The organism is Streptomyces sp. NPDC090798 (genome assembly GCF_044768965.1).
Taxonomy (GTDB): domain Bacteria; phylum Actinomycetota; class Actinomycetes; order Streptomycetales; family Streptomycetaceae; genus Streptomyces.
This window is the reverse complement of sequence record NZ_JBIVXA010000004.1, coordinates 445,428-467,702: the sequence shown is the minus strand read 5'-3', so window position 1 is coordinate 467,702 and position 22,275 is coordinate 445,428. Positions and strand designations below refer to the sequence as shown.

At 70.0% G+C, this 22,275-nt stretch carries 19 protein-coding genes and 2 pseudogenes; 8 read left to right on the top strand and 13 right to left on the bottom strand.

The window, feature by feature from the left end; genetic code table 11:
• Window positions 1-4 precede the first annotated feature (4 nt).
• Both ACIQTP_RS12250 and ACIQTP_RS12245 read left to right on the top strand, forming a co-directional pair.
• Window positions 5-970: a catechol 2,3-dioxygenase gene (locus tag ACIQTP_RS12250; protein ID WP_403398961.1), complete on the top strand. Its 966-nt coding sequence runs from the start codon at window positions 5-7 to the stop codon at window positions 968-970.
• A 256-nt stretch (window positions 971-1,226) separates the two neighbouring features.
• Entirely contained in the window at window positions 1,227-2,558 is a 1,332-nt protein-coding gene (locus ACIQTP_RS12245; RefSeq protein ID WP_403398959.1) for an MFS transporter, read from the top strand.
• 416 nt (window positions 2,559-2,974) lie between these two features.
• On the opposite strand, the gene ACIQTP_RS12240 is transcribed toward ACIQTP_RS12245, so the two are convergent.
• Window positions 2,975-3,244 carry an alpha/beta hydrolase gene (locus tag ACIQTP_RS12240; RefSeq protein ID WP_403398956.1) on the bottom strand — a complete coding sequence of 90 codons (270 nt, stop codon included), beginning with the start codon at window positions 3,242-3,244 and terminating at the stop codon, window positions 2,975-2,977.
• On the bottom strand, window positions 3,244-3,501 hold the full coding sequence (locus tag ACIQTP_RS12235) for a hypothetical protein (protein WP_403398954.1): 258 nt from the start codon (window positions 3,499-3,501) through the stop codon (window positions 3,244-3,246). Before ACIQTP_RS12235 ends, ACIQTP_RS12240 begins: the two co-directional genes overlap by 1 nt.
• 252 nt (window positions 3,502-3,753) lie before the next feature.
• Between ACIQTP_RS12235 and ACIQTP_RS12230 the strand changes: the two genes are divergently transcribed.
• Window positions 3,754-4,713 (top strand): alpha/beta hydrolase family protein, encoded by a 960-nt coding sequence (locus ACIQTP_RS12230; protein ID WP_403398952.1) that lies wholly within the window; start codon window positions 3,754-3,756, stop codon window positions 4,711-4,713.
• A gap of 95 nt (window positions 4,714-4,808) precedes the next feature.
• Here ACIQTP_RS12230 and ACIQTP_RS12225 read toward each other — a convergent pair whose 3' ends face one another.
• Window positions 4,809-5,639, bottom strand: a complete 831-nt coding sequence (locus ACIQTP_RS12225; protein WP_403398950.1) for a M55 family metallopeptidase — start codon at window positions 5,637-5,639, stop codon at window positions 4,809-4,811.
• Between the two features lie 192 nt (window positions 5,640-5,831).
• Between ACIQTP_RS12225 and ACIQTP_RS12220 the strand changes: the two genes are divergently transcribed.
• Both ACIQTP_RS12220 and ACIQTP_RS12215 read left to right on the top strand, forming a co-directional pair.
• Window positions 5,832-7,028 (top strand): NAD(P)/FAD-dependent oxidoreductase, encoded by a 1,197-nt coding sequence (locus ACIQTP_RS12220; RefSeq protein ID WP_403398948.1) that lies wholly within the window; start codon window positions 5,832-5,834, stop codon window positions 7,026-7,028.
• Between the two features lie 211 nt (window positions 7,029-7,239).
• A complete protein-coding gene (locus ACIQTP_RS12215; protein WP_403398946.1) occupies window positions 7,240-8,136 on the top strand; it encodes an RNA polymerase sigma-70 factor in 897 nt (298 codons plus the stop codon).
• A 383-nt stretch (window positions 8,137-8,519) separates the two neighbouring features.
• Here ACIQTP_RS12215 and ACIQTP_RS12210 read toward each other — a convergent pair whose 3' ends face one another.
• Entirely contained in the window at window positions 8,520-9,290 is a 771-nt protein-coding gene (locus tag ACIQTP_RS12210; RefSeq protein WP_403398944.1) for an SDR family NAD(P)-dependent oxidoreductase, read from the bottom strand.
• Between the two features lie 221 nt (window positions 9,291-9,511).
• On the opposite strand from ACIQTP_RS12210, the gene ACIQTP_RS12205 reads away from it, so the two are divergent.
• Window positions 9,512-10,126 carry a TetR/AcrR family transcriptional regulator gene (locus tag ACIQTP_RS12205; protein ID WP_403398942.1) on the top strand — a complete coding sequence of 205 codons (615 nt, stop codon included), beginning with the start codon at window positions 9,512-9,514 and terminating at the stop codon, window positions 10,124-10,126.
• Between the two features lie 255 nt (window positions 10,127-10,381).
• On the opposite strand, the pseudogene ACIQTP_RS12200 reads toward ACIQTP_RS12205, so the two are convergent.
• The 5 genes and pseudogenes from ACIQTP_RS12200 to ACIQTP_RS12180 all read right to left on the bottom strand — a co-directional run.
• Window positions 10,382-10,492 (bottom strand): annotated as a pseudogene (locus ACIQTP_RS12200) (ATP-binding protein); the annotation flags it as partial.
• Between the two features lie 276 nt (window positions 10,493-10,768).
• Complete coding sequence (gene sthA, locus ACIQTP_RS12195; RefSeq protein ID WP_060900162.1) at window positions 10,769-12,172, bottom strand: Si-specific NAD(P)(+) transhydrogenase; 1,404 nt, start codon at window positions 12,170-12,172, stop codon at window positions 10,769-10,771.
• 91 nt (window positions 12,173-12,263) lie between these two features.
• Entirely contained in the window at window positions 12,264-13,598 is a 1,335-nt protein-coding gene (locus ACIQTP_RS12190; RefSeq protein ID WP_403398939.1) for an enolase C-terminal domain-like protein, read from the bottom strand.
• A 43-nt stretch (window positions 13,599-13,641) separates the two neighbouring features.
• Window positions 13,642-14,782 (bottom strand): annotated as a pseudogene (locus tag ACIQTP_RS12185) (gluconate:H+ symporter).
• A gap of 217 nt (window positions 14,783-14,999) precedes the next feature.
• Window positions 15,000-15,959: a 5-dehydro-4-deoxyglucarate dehydratase gene (locus ACIQTP_RS12180; protein WP_403398937.1), complete on the bottom strand. Its 960-nt coding sequence runs from the start codon at window positions 15,957-15,959 to the stop codon at window positions 15,000-15,002.
• 106 nt (window positions 15,960-16,065) lie between these two features.
• Here ACIQTP_RS12180 and ACIQTP_RS12175 point away from each other — a divergent pair, with 106 nt between their 5' ends.
• Entirely contained in the window at window positions 16,066-16,854 is a 789-nt protein-coding gene (locus ACIQTP_RS12175) for an IclR family transcriptional regulator (protein ID WP_403398935.1), read from the top strand.
• Window positions 16,855-16,922: 68 nt separating this feature from the next.
• A complete protein-coding gene (locus ACIQTP_RS12170; RefSeq protein WP_403398932.1) occupies window positions 16,923-17,723 on the top strand; it encodes a metallophosphoesterase family protein in 801 nt (266 codons plus the stop codon).
• An 87-nt stretch (window positions 17,724-17,810) separates the two neighbouring features.
• Here ACIQTP_RS12170 and trxA read toward each other — a convergent pair whose 3' ends face one another.
• From trxA to ACIQTP_RS12150, 4 genes are read right to left on the bottom strand one after another with little or no spacing between them, the layout of a single operon-like run.
• Entirely contained in the window at window positions 17,811-18,242 is a 432-nt protein-coding gene (trxA, locus tag ACIQTP_RS12165) for a thioredoxin (protein WP_403398930.1), read from the bottom strand.
• Between the two features lie 29 nt (window positions 18,243-18,271).
• The gene (gene clpB, locus ACIQTP_RS12160) at window positions 18,272-20,914 is read right to left on the bottom strand and encodes an ATP-dependent chaperone ClpB (protein WP_403398928.1); all 2,643 of its coding nucleotides are present in this window, start codon (window positions 20,912-20,914) and stop codon (window positions 18,272-18,274) included.
• The gene (locus tag ACIQTP_RS12155) at window positions 20,905-21,300 is read right to left on the bottom strand and encodes a chaperone modulator CbpM (protein WP_403398926.1); all 396 of its coding nucleotides are present in this window, start codon (window positions 21,298-21,300) and stop codon (window positions 20,905-20,907) included. The genes clpB and ACIQTP_RS12155 overlap by 10 nt, the downstream gene beginning before the upstream one ends.
• The gene (locus ACIQTP_RS12150; protein ID WP_403398923.1) at window positions 21,297-22,271 is read right to left on the bottom strand and encodes a DnaJ C-terminal domain-containing protein; all 975 of its coding nucleotides are present in this window, start codon (window positions 22,269-22,271) and stop codon (window positions 21,297-21,299) included. The genes ACIQTP_RS12155 and ACIQTP_RS12150 overlap by 4 nt, the downstream gene beginning before the upstream one ends.
• Between the last annotated feature and the right edge of the window lie 4 nt (window positions 22,272-22,275).

The following is a 22,275-nucleotide window of genomic DNA, read 5'->3' as shown; positions in this document are numbered from 1 at the left end:
CTGTATGGCCCCGCCCCTCGGCGACATCGCCCACCTCGGGCACGTCGAACTGCTCACCCCGGACCTGGACGGGAGTCTGCGGTTCTTCACCGACTACCTCGGTCTGACGGTCAACGGCCGCAGCGGTGACTCGGTCTATCTGCGGACCTGGGACGACTACGAGCACCACAGCCTCGTCCTCACCGCGCACAAGACCTCCGGTCTGCGCCGCACGGCCCTGCGCGCCTCCAGCGAGGAGGCCCTGCAGCGAAGGGTCAAGGAACTGGAGGCCGCCGGTCACCAGGGCCGCTGGACCGAGGACGAGCCGGGCCTCGGCCCGCTGTACGTCACCGCCGACCCAGACGGCCACGAACTGGCCCTGTACTGGGGGTCCGAGTGGTACCGGGCCCCGGACGAGCTGAAGCCGGGACTGAAGAACCAGCCCCAGGCCAAGCCCGGTCACGGTGTGGGCGTACGCCGCCTGGACCACGTGAACTACCTCGCCGCCGACGTCGCCGCCAACGCCGACTTCCACCAGCACCTCCTGGGCGCCCGGCCGACCGAGCAGATCCAGCTCGACGGCGGCCGGATCGCCGCGAAGTGGCTGACGTTCACGAACAAGTCGTACGACGTCGTCTACACCGAGGACTGGACGGGCTCGCGCGGGCGGCTGCACCACATCGCGTTCGCGACCGACACCCGCGAGGACATCCTGCGCGCCGCCGACCTCGCCCTCGACACCGGCGTGTTCATCGAGACGGGCCCGCACAAGCACGCCATCCAGCAGACGTTCTTCCTCTACGTCTACGAGCCGGGCGGCAACCGCGTCGAGCTGTGCAACCCGCTCACCCGTCTCGTACTGGCCCCCGACTGGCCCCTGATCACGTGGACCCAGGCCGAGCGGGCCAAGGGGCAGGCGTGGGGTCTGAAGACCATCGAGTCCTTCCACACTCATGGCACACCGCCGCTGGACCCGGCCGCGGACCACTGAGAACAAGTCGGCGAAACAGGCAGGGCGGCACACGGCTGTGTGCCGCCCATGGCCGTTTCACCTGCTGTCTTACTCCTGCCGCAGCCTCCCCGAACACCTGGCTGGATTGTTCCTGGGATTGTTGACAAAAGCGTTGACACTCAAGGAACCGGAACCCTAGCGTCGTGCGCACCATCGGGTCAGGCCGCTCGAGCCGCACCGACCCGCCTCACTCATCCCCTCCAGGGACACTTCTCCCGGACGAGAGGAAACAAAGATGTCTCCCTCCCCAGACCTGCGCGCCCGCGGGACCTGCCTGGCCACGCTGGTCGTCGGCCTGTGCTGGCTGGTCGTGCTCTTCGACGGCCTCGACATGTTCGTCTACGGCTCCGTGCTGCCCAACATGCTCGCCGAGCACGCCCTGGGGCTCCAGCCGTCCCAGGCCGGCGACCTCGGCAGCTACGCCACCTTCGGCATGCTGATCGGCGCGCTGTCCGCGGGTACGGTCACCGACTGGATCGGCCGCAAGAAGGTGATCATCACCTGCACGGCGGTCTTCTCGCTCGCGTCCGCCCTCTGCGCCGTCGCCCCCAGCCTCGGTGTCTTCGGACTCGGCCGGTTCATCGCGGGTCTCGGCCTCGGCGGTCTGCTCCCCACCACGATCACGATGGTCGCCGAGTACGCCCCGCGTGGCCGCCGCGCTCTGATCGTCGGCACGCTGATGACCGCCCACCAGGCCGGCGGCATCCTCGCGGGCTTCGTCGGCCTGTGGACCACCGGCGCCGGCCAGTGGCGCGTCGCCTACTGGATCTGCGTGGTCCCGCTGCTCATCGGCGTCCCGCTGATCGCCAAGTACCTCCCCGAGTCGCTGAACTTCCTGATCGCCAAGGGACGTACGCGCGAAGCCCGCGAGCTCGCCGAGCGCTACGACGTCGAACTGCCCGCCCCCGCGGCGGAGCGCCCCGCGGCCGGGGACCGCTGGAGCGCCGTCATCGCCCTGTTCCGCGGCGGCCTGTGGCGCACCACGCTGCTGTTCTGGCTGGCCTCGTTCTGCGGCCTGCTGCTCGTCTACGGCGTCAGCAACTGGCTGCCCACCATGATGCGCGGCGCGGGCTACGAGCTTGGCTCCTCGCTGTCCTTCGTCATCGTCATCAACCTCGGGGGCATCGCCGGCATGCTGATCGCCGGCCGCTTCTCCGACCACTTCGGCGGTGCGCGCGTCGCCACCGTCTGGTTCGCGGCCACCGCCCTCGGCGTCTATCTGCTCGGCATCCACATGGCGCTGCCGCTCACCTACGTCGTGGTCTTCCTGACCGGCCTGTTCCTCTTCAGCGCCCAGGCCATGATCTACGCGACGGTGGCCGGCCGCTCCAGCGACGACAACCGCGCCACCGCCGTGGGCTGGGTCTCCGGCATCGGCCGCTTCGGCGCCGTGTTCGGACCGTGGCTCGGCGGCCGGCTCGTCGCGGCCAAGTCCGAGAACTGGGGCTTCACGGCGTTCGCCATCGCCGCCGTGCTCGCCACGGTCTTCGTCGCCCTCACCGGCCTGCGCGGCCCCCGGCGGACCCCGCGGCCCGACGCCGCCCAGCAGCTGACCACCACCGGCTGACCGTGACGACATGCCTGCGGCCGGGACCTGGCGGGGCCCGGCCGCAGGCATGTCCGGAATCAGATACGAACAGCGGCACCCATGGCCCTTCTCAGCCCATCTGGTCCTGCGCCGACAGGTGTTCCACCGTAACCCCGGTCCCGGTGAACGTACGCGTGACCGTCGTGAGTGTGCGGCGTGCCGAGAAGGGGGTACCCGTGGCGGCAAAGGTGTGGCGTGAACTGACGCAGGGCGCGGCCAAGTTGGGCATCACGCCACCCGGGCCCGCGCGCAGGGCTGACAGTCACCTCCATGGAGAGGGGGATGGAGGAGCGGGTGGTCGGGGCGTCCGACGTGCGGCGGGCGCCTCGTCCGCCCTGGGCCCCGCGCGCTCACCGCCTCCGATCCGCCTTGCTCTTCCCGGCGGCCGGCTCCGCTCAACCGGCCTCGGGCCCCGCGGGGTTGACGGCCTGCCGCACATGACGGGCGATCACGGCACAGGTCTCCAAGGCCTTCTTGTCGTCCTTGCCGTCCCAGCCGTGCTCGCCGCCGTGCTCGGCGATCCACCGGACGACCTCGAAGGCCTGCCGGGGCGGGGCGGGGAAGGGGTGCTGCGGGGCCACGGCATAGTCGACGTTGACCCCGGCCACCCCCGCCTCGGCGGCGAGGAAACGGCAGAGCGGATCGTCGATCTCCGTCAGCGGCATCACGTACCCGCCACCGTGGAAGTTGCGTGAACCGGCGGTGGCGGACCGTCGGAGGTCGGCAGGTACACCACGACCCGGGCCGGAGCGACCGAGGTCGGGACCGTCAACTCGCTTACGGAGCGCGGGAACTCGGGAAAGCGGCCGTGTGAGGCGGCGGCCGAACCGCGGCCGCTCGGACGCCGGTCGGCCGCCACGGCGAGGCGCTGTATCGACTTGGCGGCGAAGGAGGCCACTCCGGGCCGGGCAAGGAGAGACATACGGTTCCGATCGTCGAGCCGTGTAGCCAATCAACAGGATTCCTGGCAATCGGCGGGGTGATGCCAGCACGAGCACCCGCGCTCTCCCTCCGGCACCCGTTGACAAAACGGAACCCCGCTCCGTATGTTAACCGGAACGATGCTCCGGTTAATGGGGAGCCGAAGCCGGACGCCCCTGACCGGGCTGACCGCCTCACCCGCCGTCAGTCGAATGCGACCGGCAGCAGAGGCCATTGAAGGGAAATACGCATCATGAGTGAATCGACATACCCGGCCCACACCTTCAGTCCGCCCACTCCAGTCCTCTCGGTCAGTCCCGTAGTCCTGCCGGCTCCCGGCCGAGCCGTGGACCTGGAGGTGCGCGTCTGCGCACCCGTGACCGGGAGCGACCTGCCGGTGATCCTCCTCTCGCACGGCCAGGGTCACTCGAACCACCTCTCCTCGCTGAACGGCTACGCCCCCCTCGCCAACTTCTGGGCGGCGCACGGCTTCGTCGTGATCCAGCCCACCCATCTGAGCTCTAGGACGCTGAGCCTGGATCCCGGTACCCCCGGGGCGCCTCTGCACTGGCGATCTCGGGCCGAGGACATGAAGCGCATCCTCGATCAGCTCGACGTGATCGAGGCCGCCGTTCCGCAACTCCTCGGGCGCCTGGACCACGGCAAGGTCGCCGTGGCCGGGCACTCGATGGGCGGGCACACCGCGAGCCTGCTGCTCGGCGCCCGGCTCACCGATCCGGACGACGGAACGGAAGTGAACCTGGCCGAGCCCCGGATCAAGGCGGGTGTACTGCTTGCCGCGCCCGGCAGGGGAGGCGATGCCGTCACCGAGTTCGTGGCCGAGAACTATTCATTCTTCTCGACCATGGACTTCTCCGAGATGACGACGCCCACGCTCGTCGTCGCCGGCGACAAGGACGCCTCCACCCACCTGACGGTTCGGGGGCCGGACTGGCACGCCGATCCCTACTTCCTCTCCCCGGGATCCAAGTCCCTGCTCACCCTGTTCGGCGCGGAACACGGGCTCGGCGGGGTTTCCGGATACGACGTCGCCGAGACCACGGACGAGAACCCCGAGCGAGTGTCCGCGGTCCAGCGGCTCACCTGGGCCTACCTCCGCAGCGAGCTCCACCCCGGGGATTCGGCTTGGCAGGCGGCGCGTGACGCGCTGACGGCCGACCCCGACCCGCTCGGACGCGTCGAATCCAAGTAAGTCGAATCCAAGTCGTCCAGGTCGAATCCAAGTCGTCCAAGTCGTCCAGTCATCCAAGTAAAGGGTGCGAGGCGGTCCCGGGCGGCCGCCAGGTGTCAGCAGTACGGTGGTTGGTTGGTGAGGGAAGCCGCTACTCGCATCCACACTCCGAACAGCCGGTAGAGGCTGGGCAGACTCCCCTGCGCCTGGACGGTCCGCGTGTCCGTCGAGGTGACCCCTGGAATTCCCAGGAGGGTGGAGGCCACTGAAGCCGACTGCCAGCGGACGGCGAGCGTGGACGGGCCCGACGGGACCACTGTGGCCGGTCGTTGTGCGGAGAGACGGGCGGCGACCGCCTCCTCGATCGCCGTACGCGCTTCGTCGGCGGGTCGCAGATCTGCCGCGAATCTGTCCCGCGCATGCTTCACGGCCACGGTCGTGACAGAGGCATCCCATTCGGTCATCTCCGCGCAGGCACGGTCGTCACCGGTGAGGACCGCCACCGGAACGCCGATCGCCGCCGCGGTGGCGTGGGCCAGGCCGATCTCGCCCACCGGCCGGCCGTCCAGCCACATGTCCTCGATCTCGTGGCCCATAAAGCTGTGGCTCAGCACCCCGAGTGCGCCGGCCTTTGAGTGATAGCCGACGCAGACCATGGCATCGTGCTCGGGCGCGAGGCCTTCGATCATGCCCATGTGCTTGGGCTTGCCGCGGATGAGGCGGGCCGCCGGGTGCAGGGCCTCCGGAAGGATGTTGCGCATCGGTCCGTGAGCATCGTTGACAGTGATGTCGGTGGCGCCGGCCGCGAGGGCGCCCCGGATCGCGGCGTTGACATCCTCCGCCATCATCAACCGTCCACGCTCGTAGTCCCGGCCGCCGGGCTGTACGTCGTCGGCGTCGACGAGCCCTGTGACGCCCTCCATGTCCACGCTGATGTAGATCCGCACTGTGCAAACTCCTCAAGCTTGATCGCTTGGGAGACGACTGCCGCTCATCCTTCGGTTCCGCTGGGCGCAACAACGTCCTGCGCCGCGTGCGTCGTGAATTCCGCCTGTGGAGTGACCTGCCTCACACGCTGTCACAGCGATCGATCCCGCGGTGTCTTGAGGCCGAACCCCGGAAACGAAGGAGACACCACGATGGAGAACACCGATGTGGTCGTGATCGGCGGCGGATACGCCGGCGTCATGGCGGCCAATCGCCTGACACAGCGCGACGACGTGACAGTGACTCTGATCAACCCGCGCCGGACCTTCGTCGAACGGATCCGCCTGCACCAGTTGGTGGGCGGGTCCGACGACGCGGTCGTCGACTACCGAAAGGTTCTGGGCGAGCGCGTCCGGCTGGTGGTCGACACCGTGACCCGGATCGACGCGGCCGAGCGCGGCGTGACGTTGGCGACCGGCGGCACGGTCGGCTACGACTATCTGGTCTACGCGGTGGGCAGTGGCAGCGCCGACCCGCAGGTGCCCGGGGCGGCCGAGTTCGCCTACCCGATCGCCGGCCTGGAGGAGGCGCAACGGCTGCGTACGGTCGTCGACGCCGCGTCCGCAACGGCCGCGGTGACCGTTGTCGGAGCCGGTGCGACCGGCATCGAGACCGCCGCCGAACTGGCGGAGGAGGGCCGCACCGTGACCCTGGTCTGCGGCGGGGTGCTCGGCCCTTCGCTGCACCCTCGGGGCCGACGCTCGGTCGCCAAGCGGCTGGCCGGACTCGGTGTGACCGTGCTCGAAGGCCCCGACGCGAAGGTGACGGCGGTGACTCGCGATGCCGTACGGCTCGGTGGCGGCCGCGAGCTGCCGAGCGCGGTGACCATCTGGGCCGCCGGATTCGGTGTCCCGGACCTGGCCGCGCGCAGCGGGCTGAGCACCGACGCCTTGGGCCGTCTGCTCACGGACGAGACCTTGACGAGCGTGGACGACGTGCGCGTCGTCGCGGCCGGGGACTCGGCGGCACCGTCGGATCTGCCGTTCCGGATGAGCTGCCAGGCCGCGGTCCAGCTGGGCCCGCAGGCCGCCGAGACAGTGCTCAGCCGGCTCGCGGGTGAGCAGCCCGCGCCCATCGATGTGGGGTTCGTCAGCCAGTGCATCAGTCTGGGTCGTAGCGCCGGCGTCTTTCAGCTCACCGGCAGGGATGACACCGCGAAGAGGTTCTACCTCGGCGGCCGCCCGGGCGCGAAGCTCAAGGAGCTCATCTGCAAGGGCATCCCCTGGCAGCTGGCGTACGAGGCACGCAAGCCCGGTGCGCGCACCTGGTGGGCCAAGGACGCCAAGCGCCGGCAGCTGCTGCAGACCAAGCATGGCGAGGCGCCGGCCACCACTGAACGGGCGGCCTAGGCCCTGTCGTCAACCCGGCGTGTCAGGGCCGGGCGTCGCCGGGCCGGCCTGGTGTTCAAGCTTCGTCGAACGCCGTCGGCCCCAAACCGCCTGATCACCACTCAACAGATCCACGGGGATGGACAATTACTCATGAGAAGGATCTTGCAGTGGATGCACCCGTGAAGGACTGCGGCGACCGGGGTCGGCCGCGAAGGAGAGGGGTCGAGATATGAGCGACCACGTCACCAACACGGCGACCGAGACATTCGTCGCCCACCGCAACCTGCTCTTCACCGTTGCCTACGAGATGCTCGGATCGGCCGCCGACGCCGAAGACGTCCTCCAGGAAACCTGGATGCGGTGGGTCAAGGTCGACTTGGGGCAGGTACGCGACCCGCGCGCCTACCTGGTCCGGATCACGACCCGGCAGTCGCTCAACCGGCTGCGCACCATGAATCGCCGCAAGGAGGTGTATGTCGGCCCCTGGCTGCCGGAGCCGCTGCTCACCGCGCCGGACGTGGCCGAGGACGTCGAACTCGCGGAGAGTGTGTCGATGGCGATGATGCTCGTCCTCGAGACCCTGTCGCCGACCGAGCGCGCGGTCTTCGTGTTGCGTGAGGCCTTCGACGTCAGTTACGACGAGATCGCGGCCGCCGTCGACAAGACCCCCGCGGCCGTCCGCCAGATTGCGCACCGCGCACGCCGGCACGTCGATGCCCGCCGCCCCCGCGAGGTGGTCTCCCCGGGCAAGATCCGGGCGGCTCTGGAGTCGTTCCGGCGCGCGCTCGAATCCAGGGACCTGCAGGGACTCCTTGACGTGCTCGCCCCTGAGGTCGTCCTGGTGAGCGACGGCGGCGGCGTCAAGCAGGCCGCGCTGCGGCCGATCAGCGGCGCCGAGAAGGTGGTCCGCTTCATCGTCGGCGGGACCGGCAAGACCGACGGCATGCTCACCGGTGACCCCACCGTGGTCAATGGCAACCCGGCACTCGTCCTCCGCCTGGACGGCGAGGTCGACGGCGTCATGGCGATCCGTGTCGAAGACGCCCGCATCACCGGCCTCTACTACGTCCGCAACCCGGAGAAGCTGACCCGCGTCGCATCCGAGACCCCGCTCACCCTGCGATGAACACCGGTGGCGCAACAGCCACCTGGGTATCAGATGGGACGCCGAGGCGGCGCGCGGCGGCCGGTGCTGGGGCAGAACGGGTCGCCGATCGGCAGGTGCGTCCTCCGGTGCTTCCCGGCGGAGGCCGACCGGTCGGCGGCCACCGTGGAGAGGTCGTTCAGGAAGGCGGACGCGGTCTCCGCGCCCGCCTGGGTCAGCCGCTGACCCAGCCAGGGATCGTCGGCAGCGGGCCCTCCTTGGCTTCGGTGAAACCTCCGTCAGATCCCCCACGTTGTTGTTCCGCGCCCGATGCGCGGTGCCGTCCCCGACCAGGACCTCGCGAGGGCCCTCTTCGAATGGACCGCCTCCTCACCGTGGAGTGACGGGAATCGGCATGCGGTGACTCACGCGGCGATGACGGCGGCACCCACGCGGCCGCCGTCGACGTCCAGCACGGATCCGTGAACGAAGGAGGCCTCGTCACCGGCCAGCCAGACGGCGGCGAGCGCGATGGCGTCCGGGCTGCCGACCTCGCCGGCCGGTGTTCCCTTCATCATGATCTCGCCGGGGTGCGGTTCGCTGCCCTCGGCGGTGCGGGGGAGGATCACGCCCGGCGAGATGGCGTTCACCCGCACTCCCAGGGGTCCGAACTCCGCGGCCCATGCCCGGGTGAGGGTCTCCATGGCTCCCTTGGTTGAGCTGTAGAGCGCGCCGACCGGAATACCCAGGCGTGCGACCCACGACCCGAGATTGATGATGCTGCCGCCGCCGGCCGCCGCCATGGCCGGTGCGACGGCGGCGGTCAGGAAGAACGGTGCCTTGACGTTCACCGCGTAGACCCGGTCGAAGGTCTCCTCGTCCGTGGCGGTGGTCACGGCGCCGGGGTAGATGCCGGCGTTGTTGACCAGGATGTCGATGCGCCCGCCCAGGGACCTGCGTGCCCGCTCGGCCAGGTCCCGAGAGGCCCCGGCACTGCCGTCGAGATCCGCCGCGAGGAAGTCGGCCCGCCCGCCGGCGGCGCGGATACCTTCGACGACCTGGGCCGCGCGATCCCGGTCGCGCCCCGACACGATGACATGGGCCCCCTCGGCGGCGAACGCCTCGGCGATCGCCCGCCCGATATTGCTCGTCGATCCCGTGACGAGCGCGGTCTTGTTGTGCAGTCGTTCACCCATGATGTGGTTCCTCGTCCCGCTCTCCGCGGCCGGGCAGGCCGACCGGTTCCGTACGGCGGTCCACCAGTGGGCTGAACCGCGCGATCCACTGTGCATCGGCGAAAATGGACCAGCAAGTCCAGTCTGGAGCCCCTGGAACACGTAAAATGGACCCTTTAGTCCAGTAAGTCGGTCGGGTGTGGCGGTCCAGCACGCCGGTCCAGGGATGGAGGGAGCGCGCCATGTCGCATGCGCCGACCGCGAAAGGCCGGGCCACGCGGGCCCGCATCATCGAGGGTGCCGCCGGGGTGCTCCGCGAAAGGGGGGTCGCCTTCACCACGCTCGACGACATCCGCGCCCGGACCGGCACGAGCAAGAGCCAGCTCTTTCACTACTTCCCCGAAGGCAAGGACGAGCTATTGCTGGCGGTGGCGCAGTTCGAGGCGGACCGCGTCCTGGAGGACCAGCAGCCGCATCTGGGACGTCTGGACTCCTGGGAGTCCTGGTACCAGTGGCGGGACGCGGTCGTGGAGCGCTATGAACGCCAGGGTGAGCAGTGCCCGTTGGGTTCCCTGTTCCTCCAGGTCGGGCGAGCCCGGCCGGGCGCACGGGCCATCGTGGCCGAGCTGATGCGTCAGTGGCAGGAGCAACTCGCCCAGGGCATGCGCGCGCTCCGGGCGCGTGGCCTGGTGTCGCCCACCCTCGACGTCGACACGACGGCCGCCGCACTGCTGGCCGGAGTCCAGGGAGGTGTGTCGGTCATGATGTCCACGGGCGACTCGACCCACCTGAAGGCCGCGCTCGACACCGGTATCGAGTACCTGCGCGTGACGGCGGACCGGCACAGCCCACACTGACCGCGGCGCTCCCGTGCCCGCGATCGGTGATCACGCGGGCGCGCACACGTCGAGTTCGTGCCCGGTCAGGGCGTCGAGCTTCATCGGCACGGTCGGCGTCGTGGGCGCGCCGAGGTGGGCGAAGCGGTCCAGCAGCCGGTGGGTGACGCGCGTGGAGAGCATGACAGATGACGGATTTCGGATGATAGGTGACACGGCCTCACCGTCGGCCACCGTACGGATGGCACCCACCAGGGAGTCGGCGGGATCGTCCTTGACGCGGTAACCGCCGCCCGGGCGGTTACCGGTGTGCAAGGAGCCGCCCACGGCGCCGATCCGTTCCCGCATACCGACCAGACCGTGACCGGAACCCCTCGCTGGCATGGGCGGTCGCGATCGCGCCCGCCGTCGCGCCGGCGATCGCCAGGCAGCCGAGGCCGGGTGCGGCCGGGATGGGGGTGCCGCTCACCGCCATCGACACGAGGACCTCGCGGCCGAGGGGCTCGATGCTGCCGACACGGTTGCTGCTGAGGATCCGGCCCGTCGAGGCGATCGGCGCGAGGGGATGACCTCGGCGTGAGCGGGCCCGGGGTGCCTCACAAGGCATCCCGGGCCTCGCCCGTGCCGGACCTCGATACGGGCCTCGCCGGGCCCTGGCGGTGGTCAGTCCCTGAGGCGGTCTATCTGGCGGATCTTGTTGGTGGCGTCCAGGGCGGCGACCTTGTACGACTCGGCCAGCGTGGGGTAGTTGAACACCGCGTCGACGAGGTAGTCGACCGTGCCGCCACAGCCCATCACGGACTGCCCGATATGGATCAGCTCGGTGGCCCCGGTGCCGAAGCAGTGCACGCCGAGCAGCTTGCGGTCGTCCGGGGAGACCAGGAGCTTGAGCATGCCGTGCGAGTCGCCGATGATCTGGCCCCGGGCCAGTTCGCGGTAGCGGGAGATGCCGACCTCGAAGGGCACGCACTCCTCCGTGAGTTGGTCCTCGGTGCGCCCGATGAAGCTGATCTCCGGGATGGTGTAGATGCCGATCGGCTGGAGGTCGTGCATCGGGTGCACCGGCTCGCCGAAGGCGTGGTACGCGGCTGTACGGCCCTGCTCCATCGAGGTCGCCGCCAGCGCCGGGAAACCGATGACGTCGCCCACCGCGTAGATGTGCGGCACCTCGGTGCGGTAGTTCTCGTCGACCTTGATGCGGCCGCGCGGGTCGGCCGACAACCCCGCCTTGTCCAGGTCGAGTTCGTCGGTGAGACCCTGCCGGCCCGCGGAGTACATCACGGTGTCCGCGGGGATCTTCTTGCCGCTCTCCAGGACGGTGAGGGTGCCCCCGGGATGATGCTCGACCGCGGCGACCGTCTCCCCGAAGCGGAAGGTGACGGCGAGGTCCCGCAGGTGGTACTTGAGCGACTCGATCACCTCGACATCGCAGAAGTCGAGCATCCCGGCCCGCTTCTCCACCACCGTGATCTTGCTGCCGAGCGCCGCGAACATGGAGGCGTACTCCATGCCGATCACCCCGGCCCCGACGATGACCATGGAGCGCGGCACCCGCTCCAGGTTGAGAACGTTGTCCGAGTCCATGATCGTGCGCCCGTCGAACGCGACGCTCGCGGGCCGCGCCGGCCGGGTGCCGGTGGCGATCACGATGTGCTCGGCGGTCAGCAGCTTTTCGTTGCCGTTCGCTTCGACCAGAGCGACCGTGTGGTCGTCCACGAAGCGGCCGGTGCCGGCGAAGAGGGAGACGTGGTTGCGGGACAGTTGACTGCGGATGACGTCGACCTCGCGGCTGACCACGTGCTGGGTGCGCGCGGTCAGGTCGGCGACGGTGATGTCCTCCTTGAGACGGTAACTCTGGCCGTACATATCGCGCTGGGTGAGGCCGGTGAGATAGAGGACCGCCTCGCGCAAGGTCTTGGAGGGGATGGTCCCGGTATGGATGGAGACCCCGCCGACCATGTCGGGGCGGTCGAGAACGGCGACCCGGCGGCCGAGCTTGGCCGCGGCGATGGCGGCCTTCTGACCACCCGGGCCGGATCCGATGACAAGCATGTCGAAGTCGCGCACCCTCCGGAGTCTGTCAGGCCGAAGTCCTCACCCGGAAGGGTGAATGGGCAACAGTCGGTCCCACCTGACGGAAATGAGGAACGAGGGTGGCTCAACGCACCAGACACGGACGCTTGCTGTCGAACTCCCAGCCGGGGACCAGGTAGCGCATCCCGACGGCGTCGTCCCGCGCCCCCAACGCCTTCTCCTGGTAGAGCTCGTGGGCCGCGAGCAGCCGCTCCCTGTCGAGCCGGACACCGAGGCCGGGCGCGTCCGGCACGGCGATCTCGCCGTCGACGATGCGCGGCGGTTCGACGGTGAGGCGCTCCAGGCCCTCCTGCCAGATCCAGTGCGTGTCCAGGGCGTTGTACGCGCCCGGAGCGGCGGCCCCGCAGTGCGTCACCATCGCCAGCGAGATGTCGAAGTGGTTGTTCGAGTGGCAACCCCAGGTCAGCCCCATCGCGTTGGACAGCTGCGCCACACGCACCGAGCCCTGCATGGTCCAGAAGTGCGGGTCGGCCAGCGGGATGGACACCGACTGCAGGGCCAGGGCGTGGGTCAGCTGTCGCCAGTCGGTGGCGATCATGTTGGTCGCGGTCGGCAGGCCCGTCGCGCGGCGGAACTCGGCCAGGATCTCCCGACCGGAGTAGCCGCCCTCGGCTCCGCACGGGTCCTCGGCGTAGGCGAGCGTGCCCACCAGGGGGGTGCACAGCTCGACCGCCTCGCTCAGTGACCACGCGCCGTTCGGGTCCAGGGTGATCCGCGCCTCGGGGAAGCGGTCCTTGAGCGCCCGTACGGCCTTGACCTCCTCCGCGCCCGCGAGGACACCGCCCTTGAGCTTGAAGTCCCGGAAGCCGTACAGGTCGTGGGCCGCCTCGGCCTGCCGGACGATCGTCTCCGGCGACAGGGCCTCCTCGTGCCGGATCCGGTACCAGTCCTCGGCCGCGTCGGGTTCGCGGACGTACTCCAGATCCGTGCGACCGGGGTCACCGACGTAGAACAGATAGCCGAGGACCCGTACGGAGTCGCGCTGCTGTCCGTCGCCCAGGAGCGCCGCGACGGGTACGTCGAGGTGCTGCCCCAGCAGGTCGAGCAGCGCCGACTCGACCGCGGTGACGGCGTGGACGGTGGTCCGCAGATCGAAGGTCTGGGCGCCGCGCCCACCGGCGTCGCGGTCGGCGAAACGGTCACCGATCTCGCGCAGGACGCGCTTGTAGTCACCGACCGTCGCTCCGACGACCAGGGACTCGGCATCCCGCAGCGTCCGCGTGATCTTCTCCCCGCCGGGGACCTCACCGAGACCCGTACGCCCCTCGGAGTCCGTCAGGACGACGACATTGCGGGTGAAGTAGGGGCCGTGCGCGCCGGAGAGATTCAGCTCCATGGAGTCCCGGCCGGCGACCGGGTAGACGGAGAAGGCGGTGACGGTCGGCTGGCTCTTGCTCATGCTTCTCAAAGTCCTTGGGTAACGGGGGTGATGGGGGCCGCGGTCAGAGGCTGAGGACGTCGAGGGCCCACTCGACCGCCAGGACACCGCCCAGACCGAGGACGGCCAGCACGATGGTGTACGTGGTGCGGACCTTGATCGCCTCGACGACCGAAAGGTCGAAGTACTCCTTGAACAGCCAGAATCCGGGGTCGTTGACGTGGGAGAAGGCGATCGAACCGCAGCAGACGGCGAGCACCATCATCTCGGGGTGTACCCCGCTGCCCGCCAGAAGCGGCAGCACCACGCCGGAGGCTGTGACGACGGCGACCGTCGCCGAGCCCAGTGCCACTCGGAGGATGACCGCGATGAGCCACGCGAGGACGATCGGCGAGATGGACCAGCCGTGTGTCTGGTCCTTGATGTAGTCGGATATCCCGCCCTCGACGAGGACGTTCTTGAAGGCGCCGCCGGCCCCGATCACCAGCAGGATCATGGCCATCGCCTGGGCGGCGGAGTTGCAGGAGGCGCTGACCTCCGCGAGGCTCCGGCCGATACGCGGGCCGAACGCCCAGACCGCCAGCAGCAGGGTCAGCAGCAGTGCGATCGGCGCGGATCCGATGAAGGCGACGAAGTGCAGGAACGGGCTCGAACCGGACGTGGCCATGTCGGTCACGGCGGCACCGGCGATCAGCACGACGGGGAACAGGGCCACGCCCAGTGACCAGCCGAGCCCGGGCATCTCCTCGTCCTCGAAGACCCGCTCGCTGACCAGGCCCTGGGGGATCGAGGGGTTCATCGCCCTGATGAACGGCAGCCGGGGCCACACCAGGGCGATGAGCGCGCCGACCGGGACGGCGATGAACAGGCCGTAGAACAGCGTGAGACCGACGGACGCGTGGAAGGTCGCGGCCACCGCGGTGGGACCGGGGTGGGGCGGCAGGAAGCTGTGCATGGTCGACAGGGCGATCGACATCGGCAGCCCGACCCACAGCAGCGACCTGGACGCCGCGCGGGCCGAAGGCGTCGAGGAGCTTGCCGGCGATGCGCTGGGCGGCGCCCGAATCCCCCATGACACGGCCGACCATGGCACCCAGCCCGATGGTGAGCATCGTGTCGCCGACCTGGCCGCCGATGCCTTCCGAGAGGACGTCCGGGATCTTCTCCAGCGGAATCCCACGGACCAGACCGACGCCGACCGCCACCAGCAGCAGAGCGGCGAAGCCGTTCAGTTTGAGCTTGATCCCGACTACGAGGAGCGGCACGTCTCAGTTCCCCTTTGAACTGGTTGGACCGGGTGACGGGCGACGGGTGGCAGATGACAGATGACAGATGACAGATGACAGATGACAGATGACAGATGACGGATTTCGGATGACAGGTGACGGATGACAGATGACAGGTGACAGACGACGTCGTCTGTCAGTCGGATCGCCGTACGGCCCCGACCACGTTCAGACCGTCGTCGAGCACCTTCGCCAGCGCGCCGAGGTCGTCCCGCCCCGGCTCCGTAAGCGGCGCGCGGACCGGGCCGACCGGCAGACCGCGCAGCCGGGCGGCGGCCTTGACCAGCGACACCGCATAGCCGGGGACCCGGTCGCGCAGCTCGACGAGCGGGACGTAGAAGTCGCGCAGGAGCTGGGTCATCCGCGCGTTGTCGCCGTCCCGCAGGGCGGCGAAGAAGGCGTTCGCGATCTCGGGCGCGAAGGCGTGGACCGCCGAGGAGTAGGCGGGGACGCCCACGGTGGCGTAGGCGCGGGCCTGGATCTCGGCGGTGGAGGCGCCGTTGAAGAAGAGGAAGCCGTCGGGCGCCGCGAGCGTGAGGCGCTGGAGGCGGTCGAGGTCGCTGTGTCCGTCCTTGAGGCCGATGACCGTGGGGATCTCCGCGATCCGGCGCAGGCTGTCGGCGGTGAAGGCGACCTGACCGCGCTGGTAGGCGATCAGCGGCAGAGAGGTCCCGGAGGCGATCCGCCGCAGCTGTTCCACCAGCCCGTCCTGCGGGGCCGCGACCAGGTAGTGGGGGAGTACCAGCGCGGCGTCCGCGCCCGCCTCCTCCGCGATCCGGGCGAAGCGCAGCGCCTGTGCCCAGCCGTAGCCGATGCCCGCGACCACCGGCAGCCGTCCGTCGGCGATCTCGACCGTGGCCCCGACGATCGCGCGGTACTCGTCCTCGTCCAGCGAGAAGAACTCCCCGGTGCCGCAGGCGGGGAACACCGCGCCCGGCGCGCTGTCCAACTGGGCGGTCAGATAGGCCCGGTACGCCGCCAGATCCAGACCGCCGTCCTCCCGGAAGCTTGTGAGCGGGAAGGACAGCACCCCGCCCACCATGCCGTCCCGCAGTCGCTTGGCCACGCCCTCGGTCGCCGCACTGAACCGTGTCATGAACCCTGTCCCCATATGCAGATGATGTCTATGTATGAAAATCGAGGCTAGATTCGTGAACGCCTGGGGTCAATGGGTGCGGCACGGCGGATTTACGATGAGCCCCATGCCGGAGAGCAGTGGTGTCCGAGAAGTGAAGTCGGCGGCCCGCACGGTCGCGCTGCTGGAACTGCTCGCCGGGCGGGGCGACCGGCCGGCCCGGCTGGACGAACTCGCCGCGCAGCTGGGGGTGCCGCGCAGCAGCATGTACCAGTTGCTGCAGACCCTCGTCGACCGTGGCTGGGTACGCACCGACACCACCGGTTCGCTGTACGGCATAGGGATCCGTGCCCTGCTCACGGGTACCAGCTATCTCGACAGCGACCGGCACGTACGGGTGGTCCGCCCCTACCTCGACGAAGCCTCGGACGCGCTGGGGGAGACCATTCACCTGGCGCGCCTCGACGGCGCCGACGTCGTCTATCTCGCGACCCGCGAGTCCCACGAGTACGCACGCACCCTCAGCCGGGTCGGCCGCCGGGTCCCGGCCCACGCCGGTGCCCTCGGCAAGGCCCTGCTCGCCGAGCGTCCCGACGGCGAACTGTCGCTTTCGGTGCAGCCGTTGACCGCTCTCACGGAGAACACGCACACCGAGTCGGCCACCCTGCTCGCGGACCTCGCGGAGGTACGGGAGCGCGGCTACTCCATCGACCGCGAGGAGACGGTGCCCGGCATCGCGGGCTTCGGTTTCGCCCTGCGCTACGACACCCCGGCCGTCGACGCGATCAGCTGCTCGGTTCCGGTGGCCCGGCTCACCGGCGACCACGAGGCCCGTATCGTCGCCGTCATGCGGGAGACGCGGATGAAGATCGAGTCCCTGCTGTCGCCCGCCTCGGGTGCTCCCGACTGGCGTTGACCGGTTCGGTGCCGACGGTTTCGGTGGAACGGCCGGTCCGGCACCGGCCGCCGCGGTTACCGTCAATCATGGACACGACCTTGTACGGCCCCGGGGCCTGGGAGGGGCCGACGCGCCGCTACGGTCCCATACGACGGGTCGCGGTCGTTTCCGACGTCCATGCGAACGTGCCGGCGCTGACCGCGGTCCTGGCGGAGATCGAGGGGGCCGGCGTCGATCTGGTGGTCTCGTGCGGAGACCTGACCTGGGGCGCCGAACCCGACCGTACGCTGGAGCTGATGGCCGGGCTGCCGCGGGCCCTGTTCGTCCGGGGCAACGGGGAGCGCGCCGTCGTGGACATTCACCGCGGGGTCCGTCGGCCCGGTACCGTGCGTGAGGCTTGGGTGCCGCGGCAGCACTCGGACGCGAGTGTCGCGTTCGTCGCCGGGATCCCCTTCAGCGTCGTCGTGGACGTCGTCGGGCTGGGACCCGTGCGGTTCTGCCACGGATCGCCGCGCGGCGACACGGAGTTGGTCACACCCGCCACGCCTGCCGAGCGTTTCGCGGAACTGGCCGCGGACGTCGAGGAGGCGGTGATCGTCACCGGGCACACGCACCTCCAGTTCGACCGCACCGTCGCCGGACGGCGCAGCGTCAACCCGGGCAGCGTCGGGCTCCCCTTCCACGAGGGCCCGCCGGGCACCGCCTTCTGGGCCCTGCTCGGGCCGGACGTCGAGCTGCGGCAGACCTCGTACGACGTCGACGCGGCCCGTGCCGCCGGGCCCCGCACGGGCGACCCCGCCGCCGAACGCATCACCGCCCTGTTGAACGCCCCGCCCACGCCGGCCGAGATCACCTCGGACGCGGAGGCGCGGGTCTTCTCCGACTAGTAGCGGGGCGCCCGGCCCACGGGCGTCGGACAGCGGGCGACGAGTGTGGGGGTTCACCCTGCCGGGGCCGTGCCCGCGTTCGCGCGGTCAGGTTCGACGACGGGCGGCCAGGGTCTCCTCCAGCCACTGCCTCAGCGCCGGCGCGGGTGCCGCTCCCGTCCTGCGTGCGATCACCTCACCCTTGTCGAGCAGCAGCAGCGTCGGCACGGCCTGTACCTGGAACCGCTGGGCGAGCCGCGGATTCTGGTCGATGTCGACCTTGACCAGCTTCACCCGCCCGGCGAGCTCGTGGGCGACCTGCTCCAGTGCGGGGCTGACCAGCCGGCAGGGCCCGCACCAGGTGGCCCACAGGTCCACGACGACGTACGGCTTCGCCTGCTCGGCGACCTCCGCGAAGTCCGCGTCGCCGGCGTCGGCGATCCACGCGAGCGGGGACGCGCAGTTCCCGCAGCGCGGCGTGCCCTCGGCCGCCGCCGGCACCCGGTTCTTGCGGCCGCAGTGGTCACAGACGACCGTCATGGTCGTGCTTGTACTCGTGGTCACCGCACTCACGCGGCTTTCCGCACGTCCGGTGCGGCCTGTCCGCCATAGGTGACGACGAGTTCGCCGTTCTGCGCGTCGACGCGGATCGTCGACCCGTCCTGCACGTCACCGCGGATCAGCGCCCGGCCGACCATCGTCTCGACCTCGTGCGAGATGTACCGGCGCAGCGGCCGGGCTCCGTACACGGGGTCGAAGCCCTGATGGGCGATGAGTTCGCGGGCGGTGTCGGTGAGCTCGACGGTGATCTGCCGTTCGGCCAGCCGCCGGCGCAGGTCGTTGAACTGCAGCTCCACGATCCGCTCGATCTGGGTCATGCCCAGCGGCTTGAACAGCACGATGTCGTCGACGCGGTTGAGGAACTCCGGCCGGAAGTGGCTCCGCAGATCGCTCATCACCAGCGCCCGCGCGTCGGGCTTGATCTCGCCGTCGGCGGTCACCCCGTCCAGCAGGTGGGCCGAGCCGATGTTGGAGGTCATGATGATCACGGTGTTGCGGAAGTCGACGGTGCGGCCCTGGGAGTCGGTGATGCGGCCGTCGTCGAGCACCTGCAGCAGGATGTTGAAGACGTCGGGGTGGGCCTTCTCGATCTCGTCGAACAGGACCACGGAGTACGGCTTGCGGCGCACCGCCTCGGTGAGCTGGCCGCCCTCCTCGTAGCCGACGTATCCGGGAGGCGCTCCCACCAGCCTGCTGACGGTGTGCCGTTCCTGGTACTCGCTCATGTCCAGGCGGACGATGCTCTCCTCGGAGTCGAAGAGCGCCGCGGCGAGCGCCTTGGCCAGCTCGGTCTTCCCGACGCCGGTGGGGCCGAGGAAGATGAACGAGCCGATCGGCCGGCGCGGGTCCCGGATCCCGGAGCGGGCCCGGATGATCGCGTCGGTGACCAGCTTGACCGCCTCGTCCTGGCCGATCACCCGCTCGGTGAGGATCTCGTCGAGGCGCAACAGCTTCTCGCGCTCGCCCTCCTGGAGGCGGGTGACGGGGATGCCGGTCCAGGCGGCGACGATCTCCGCGATCTCGTCCTCGGTGACGACCTCGCGCAGCAGCCGGTTCTCGCCCTGCTTGGCGGCCAGCGCCTCCTCCTCCGCCGCGAGGCGGCGTTCGAGCTCGGTGAGCCTGCCGTAGCGCAGTTCGGCGGCCCGGTTGAGGTCGTAGCTGCGCTCGGCCTCCTCGGCCTCCTGCCGGACCTGCTCCAGTTCCTGGCGCAGCTCCTGCACCCGGCGGATGGCCTGGCGTTCGGCCTCCCACTGGGCGTGCATGGCGTCGGATTCGGCACGCAGGTCGGCCAGTTCGCGGCGCAGTTCCTCAAGTCGCTTCTTGCTGGCGGCGTCGGTCTCCTTGGCGAGCGCCGCCTCCTCGATCTCCAGACGGGTCACCCGGCGGGTGATCTCGTCCAGTTCGGCGGGCATGGAGTCGATCTCGGTACGCAGCCGCGCGCACGCCTCGTCGACCAGGTCGATGGCCTTGTCCGGCAGGAACCGGTCGGAGATGTAGCGGTGGCTGAGGGTCGCCGCCGCGACCAGCGCGGTGTCCTGGATCTTCACACCGTGGAAGACCTCCAGGCGCTCGCGCAGTCCGCGCAGGATGGAGACGGTGTCCTCGACGCTCGGCTCGTCCACCTGCACCTGCTGGAAGCGGCGTTCGAGGGCCGCGTCGGACTCGACGTACTTGCGGTATTCGTCGAGGGTGGTGGCGCCGATCATGTGCAGCTCGCCGCGCGCGAGCATCGGCTTGAGCATGTTCCCGGCGTCCATCGCGCCCTCGGCACCGCCGCCCGCGCCGACGACCGTGTGCAGTTCGTCGATGAAGAGCAGGATGCGCCCCTCGCCCGCCTTGACCTCGCTCAGTACGGCCTGCAGCCGTTCCTCGAACTCGCCGCGGTACTTGGCGCCCGCCACCAGCGAACTCATGTCGAGCGAGAAGATCGTCCGGTCGCGCAGCCCCTCGGGTACGTCGCCCCGCACGATGCGCTGGGCGAGTCCTTCCACGATGGCGGTCTTGCCGACTCCCGGGTCACCGATGAGGACGGGGTTGTTCTTCGTCTTGCGGCTCAGGATCTGGATGACCCGGCGGATCTCCGCGTCCCGGCCGATCACCGGGTCCATCCTGCCGCTGCGTGCCGCGGCGACCAGATCACGGCCGTACTTCTCCAGTGCCTCGTACGCCCCTTCGGGCGTCGCCGAGGTGACGCGCTGGTTGCCACGGATCCGGGTGAGCGCGGACAGGAATCCGTCCTTGCTGACGCCGTGGTCCTTGAGCAGCCGGCCGGATGCCGTGCGGGATCCCTCGTCGGCGAGTGCCAGCACCAGGTGCTCGACGGACACGTACTCGTCCTTGAGCCGCTTGGCCTCCTGCTCGGCCGAGTCCAGTACCTTCGCCAGCCGTTGGGTGACGTACACCTGCCCGGGGGTGGCACCGGGGCCCGTCACCTTCGGCCGGCGGGCCAACTCCGCGTTCAGCGCGGTGCGCAGGGCCCGGGTGTCGGCGCCCGACTGGTCGAGCAGTCGCGGTATCAGGCCGTCCGGCTGGTCGAGCAGGGCGAGGAGCAGATGCTCGCCGTCGACCTCGGTGTGGTTCAGCCGGCCGGCGAGGGTCTGCGCTTCCTGAAGCGCCTCCTGGGACTTCTGGGTGAGCCGGTTCATATCCACGATTCATCACTCCTGGAGCCGGCGTTGCTGCGCCTCAGAGCGTCCTCCAACTCATTGATCCGGTCGAGCAGATCGAGCACCAGACCCAAGGAGGCGTAGTTGAGGGGGAGCGCGGCCCGTAGTCGTTGGATGCGGGCGAGGGTGGCGGGAGCGGACGGCTCGAACCACAGTCGCCCGGTGGCGTCCCGGGTGGCGTCGACGAGGCCGAGGGTGACGAACCGGCGTACGAGATCCGGATGGAGACCGGAACGGGTGGCGACGGCGTCGAGACCGAGCCGATGGGCCGGTCCGAGCGGGGCGGCGCGGACCACGATGTTCAGGGTCGGCCGGGGTACCGGGGTGGCGGTACGGCGGTGCGCACCGCCGGGACGGGGGGCTGTGGTCATCGGGGCCTCCTCGGGTCGAAGGCGGACGCGGCGGCCAGTTCCTCGAAGAGTTCACGCTCACGGGCGGTCAGCTCGGGCGGCACCATGATGCGGACCTCCGCGTACAGGTTGCCGTCCTCGCCGCGCGGGTTGGGCATGCCCTCGCCGCGCAGCCGCAGCCGGCGGCCGCTGGAGGAGCCCGCGGGGACGGTGACCTTGGCCGTGCCGCCGGGGGTGGGCACCGGCACGGTCGCGCCGAGAGCCGCCTCCCACGGTGTCACCGGGAGGACCACGTGGATGTCGCGGCCCTCCAGCCGGAACCGCCCGTCGGGCTTGATCCGCACCCGCAGATACAGGTCACCCGACGGGGCGTCGGGGCTCCCCTTGCCGCCTTCTCCGGCCAGCCGGATGCGCTGCCCGTCCACCACCCCGCGCGGGATGTTGACGTCGTAGGTGCGCTGCCCACTGGGGCCGCCCAGGGTGATGCTGCGCTTGCCGCCCCGGTACGCCTCCTCGACGCTGAGCTGGAGCTCGGCCTCCTGGTCGGCGCCCGGCACCGGACCCCAGCCGCCGCCCGCGCCCCCGCCGCGTCCGAAGATCCCGCCGAACAGGTCCTCGAAGTCGACGCCGGAGCCGTCGAAGTCGACACCGTCGGCCGTCCGGAAGCGCCCCCGGCCCCCGCCGCCGCCTCCTCGGGCCCCTCCGACGCCCGCGCTCCAGCCGCCCCGGGCACCCGCCCCCGCGGCCACCCGCTCGTCGTAGTCCTCCGGGATCTGCCGGAAGTTCTCACCGAAGCGGTCGTAGCGCTGCCGGGTCTTGGGGTCGGACAGCACGCTGTACGCGTCGTTGATCTCCTTGAAGCGCTCCTCGGCTCCCGGGTCCTTGTTGACGTCTGGGTGGTGTTTGCGCGCCAGCTTGCGGAAGGCCTGCTGGATCTCCTCCGCGCTCGCGGTGCGCGTCACCCCGAGCACGTCGTAGTAGTCCCGTGCCATGAGG

What these genes read in the sequence shown, in the direction of transcription:
- ACIQTP_RS12150 (WP_403398923.1), bottom strand. Translation starts at nt 22,271, where the DNA reads ATGGCACGGGACTACTACGACGTGCTCGGGGTGACGCGCACCGCGAGC.
- ACIQTP_RS12235 (WP_403398954.1), bottom strand. Translation starts at nt 3,501, where the DNA reads ATGTCTCTCCTTGCCCGGCCCGGAGTGGCCTCCTTCGCCGCCAAGTCG.
- ACIQTP_RS12155 (WP_403398926.1), bottom strand. Translation starts at nt 21,300, where the DNA reads ATGACCACAGCCCCCCGTCCCGGCGGTGCGCACCGCCGTACCGCCACC.
- ACIQTP_RS12205 (WP_403398942.1), top strand. Translation starts at nt 9,512, where the DNA reads ATGTCGCATGCGCCGACCGCGAAAGGCCGGGCCACGCGGGCCCGCATC.
- ACIQTP_RS12250 (WP_403398961.1), top strand. Translation starts at nt 5, where the DNA reads ATGGCCCCGCCCCTCGGCGACATCGCCCACCTCGGGCACGTCGAACTG.
- ACIQTP_RS12180 (WP_403398937.1), bottom strand. Translation starts at nt 15,959, where the DNA reads ATGACACGGTTCAGTGCGGCGACCGAGGGCGTGGCCAAGCGACTGCGG.
- ACIQTP_RS12230 (WP_403398952.1), top strand. Translation starts at nt 3,754, where the DNA reads ATGAGTGAATCGACATACCCGGCCCACACCTTCAGTCCGCCCACTCCA.
- ACIQTP_RS12245 (WP_403398959.1), top strand. Translation starts at nt 1,227, where the DNA reads ATGTCTCCCTCCCCAGACCTGCGCGCCCGCGGGACCTGCCTGGCCACG.
- ACIQTP_RS12210 (WP_403398944.1), bottom strand. Translation starts at nt 9,290, where the DNA reads ATGGGTGAACGACTGCACAACAAGACCGCGCTCGTCACGGGATCGACG.
- ACIQTP_RS12220 (WP_403398948.1), top strand. Translation starts at nt 5,832, where the DNA reads ATGGAGAACACCGATGTGGTCGTGATCGGCGGCGGATACGCCGGCGTC.
- trxA (WP_403398930.1), bottom strand. Translation starts at nt 18,242, where the DNA reads ATGACGGTCGTCTGTGACCACTGCGGCCGCAAGAACCGGGTGCCGGCG.
- ACIQTP_RS12240 (WP_403398956.1), bottom strand. Translation starts at nt 3,244, where the DNA reads ATGCCGCTGACGGAGATCGACGATCCGCTCTGCCGTTTCCTCGCCGCC.
- ACIQTP_RS12215 (WP_403398946.1), top strand. Translation starts at nt 7,240, where the DNA reads ATGAGCGACCACGTCACCAACACGGCGACCGAGACATTCGTCGCCCAC.
- ACIQTP_RS12170 (WP_403398932.1), top strand. Translation starts at nt 16,923, where the DNA reads ATGGACACGACCTTGTACGGCCCCGGGGCCTGGGAGGGGCCGACGCGC.
- ACIQTP_RS12175 (WP_403398935.1), top strand. Translation starts at nt 16,066, where the DNA reads ATGCCGGAGAGCAGTGGTGTCCGAGAAGTGAAGTCGGCGGCCCGCACG.
- ACIQTP_RS12190 (WP_403398939.1), bottom strand. Translation starts at nt 13,598, where the DNA reads ATGAGCAAGAGCCAGCCGACCGTCACCGCCTTCTCCGTCTACCCGGTC.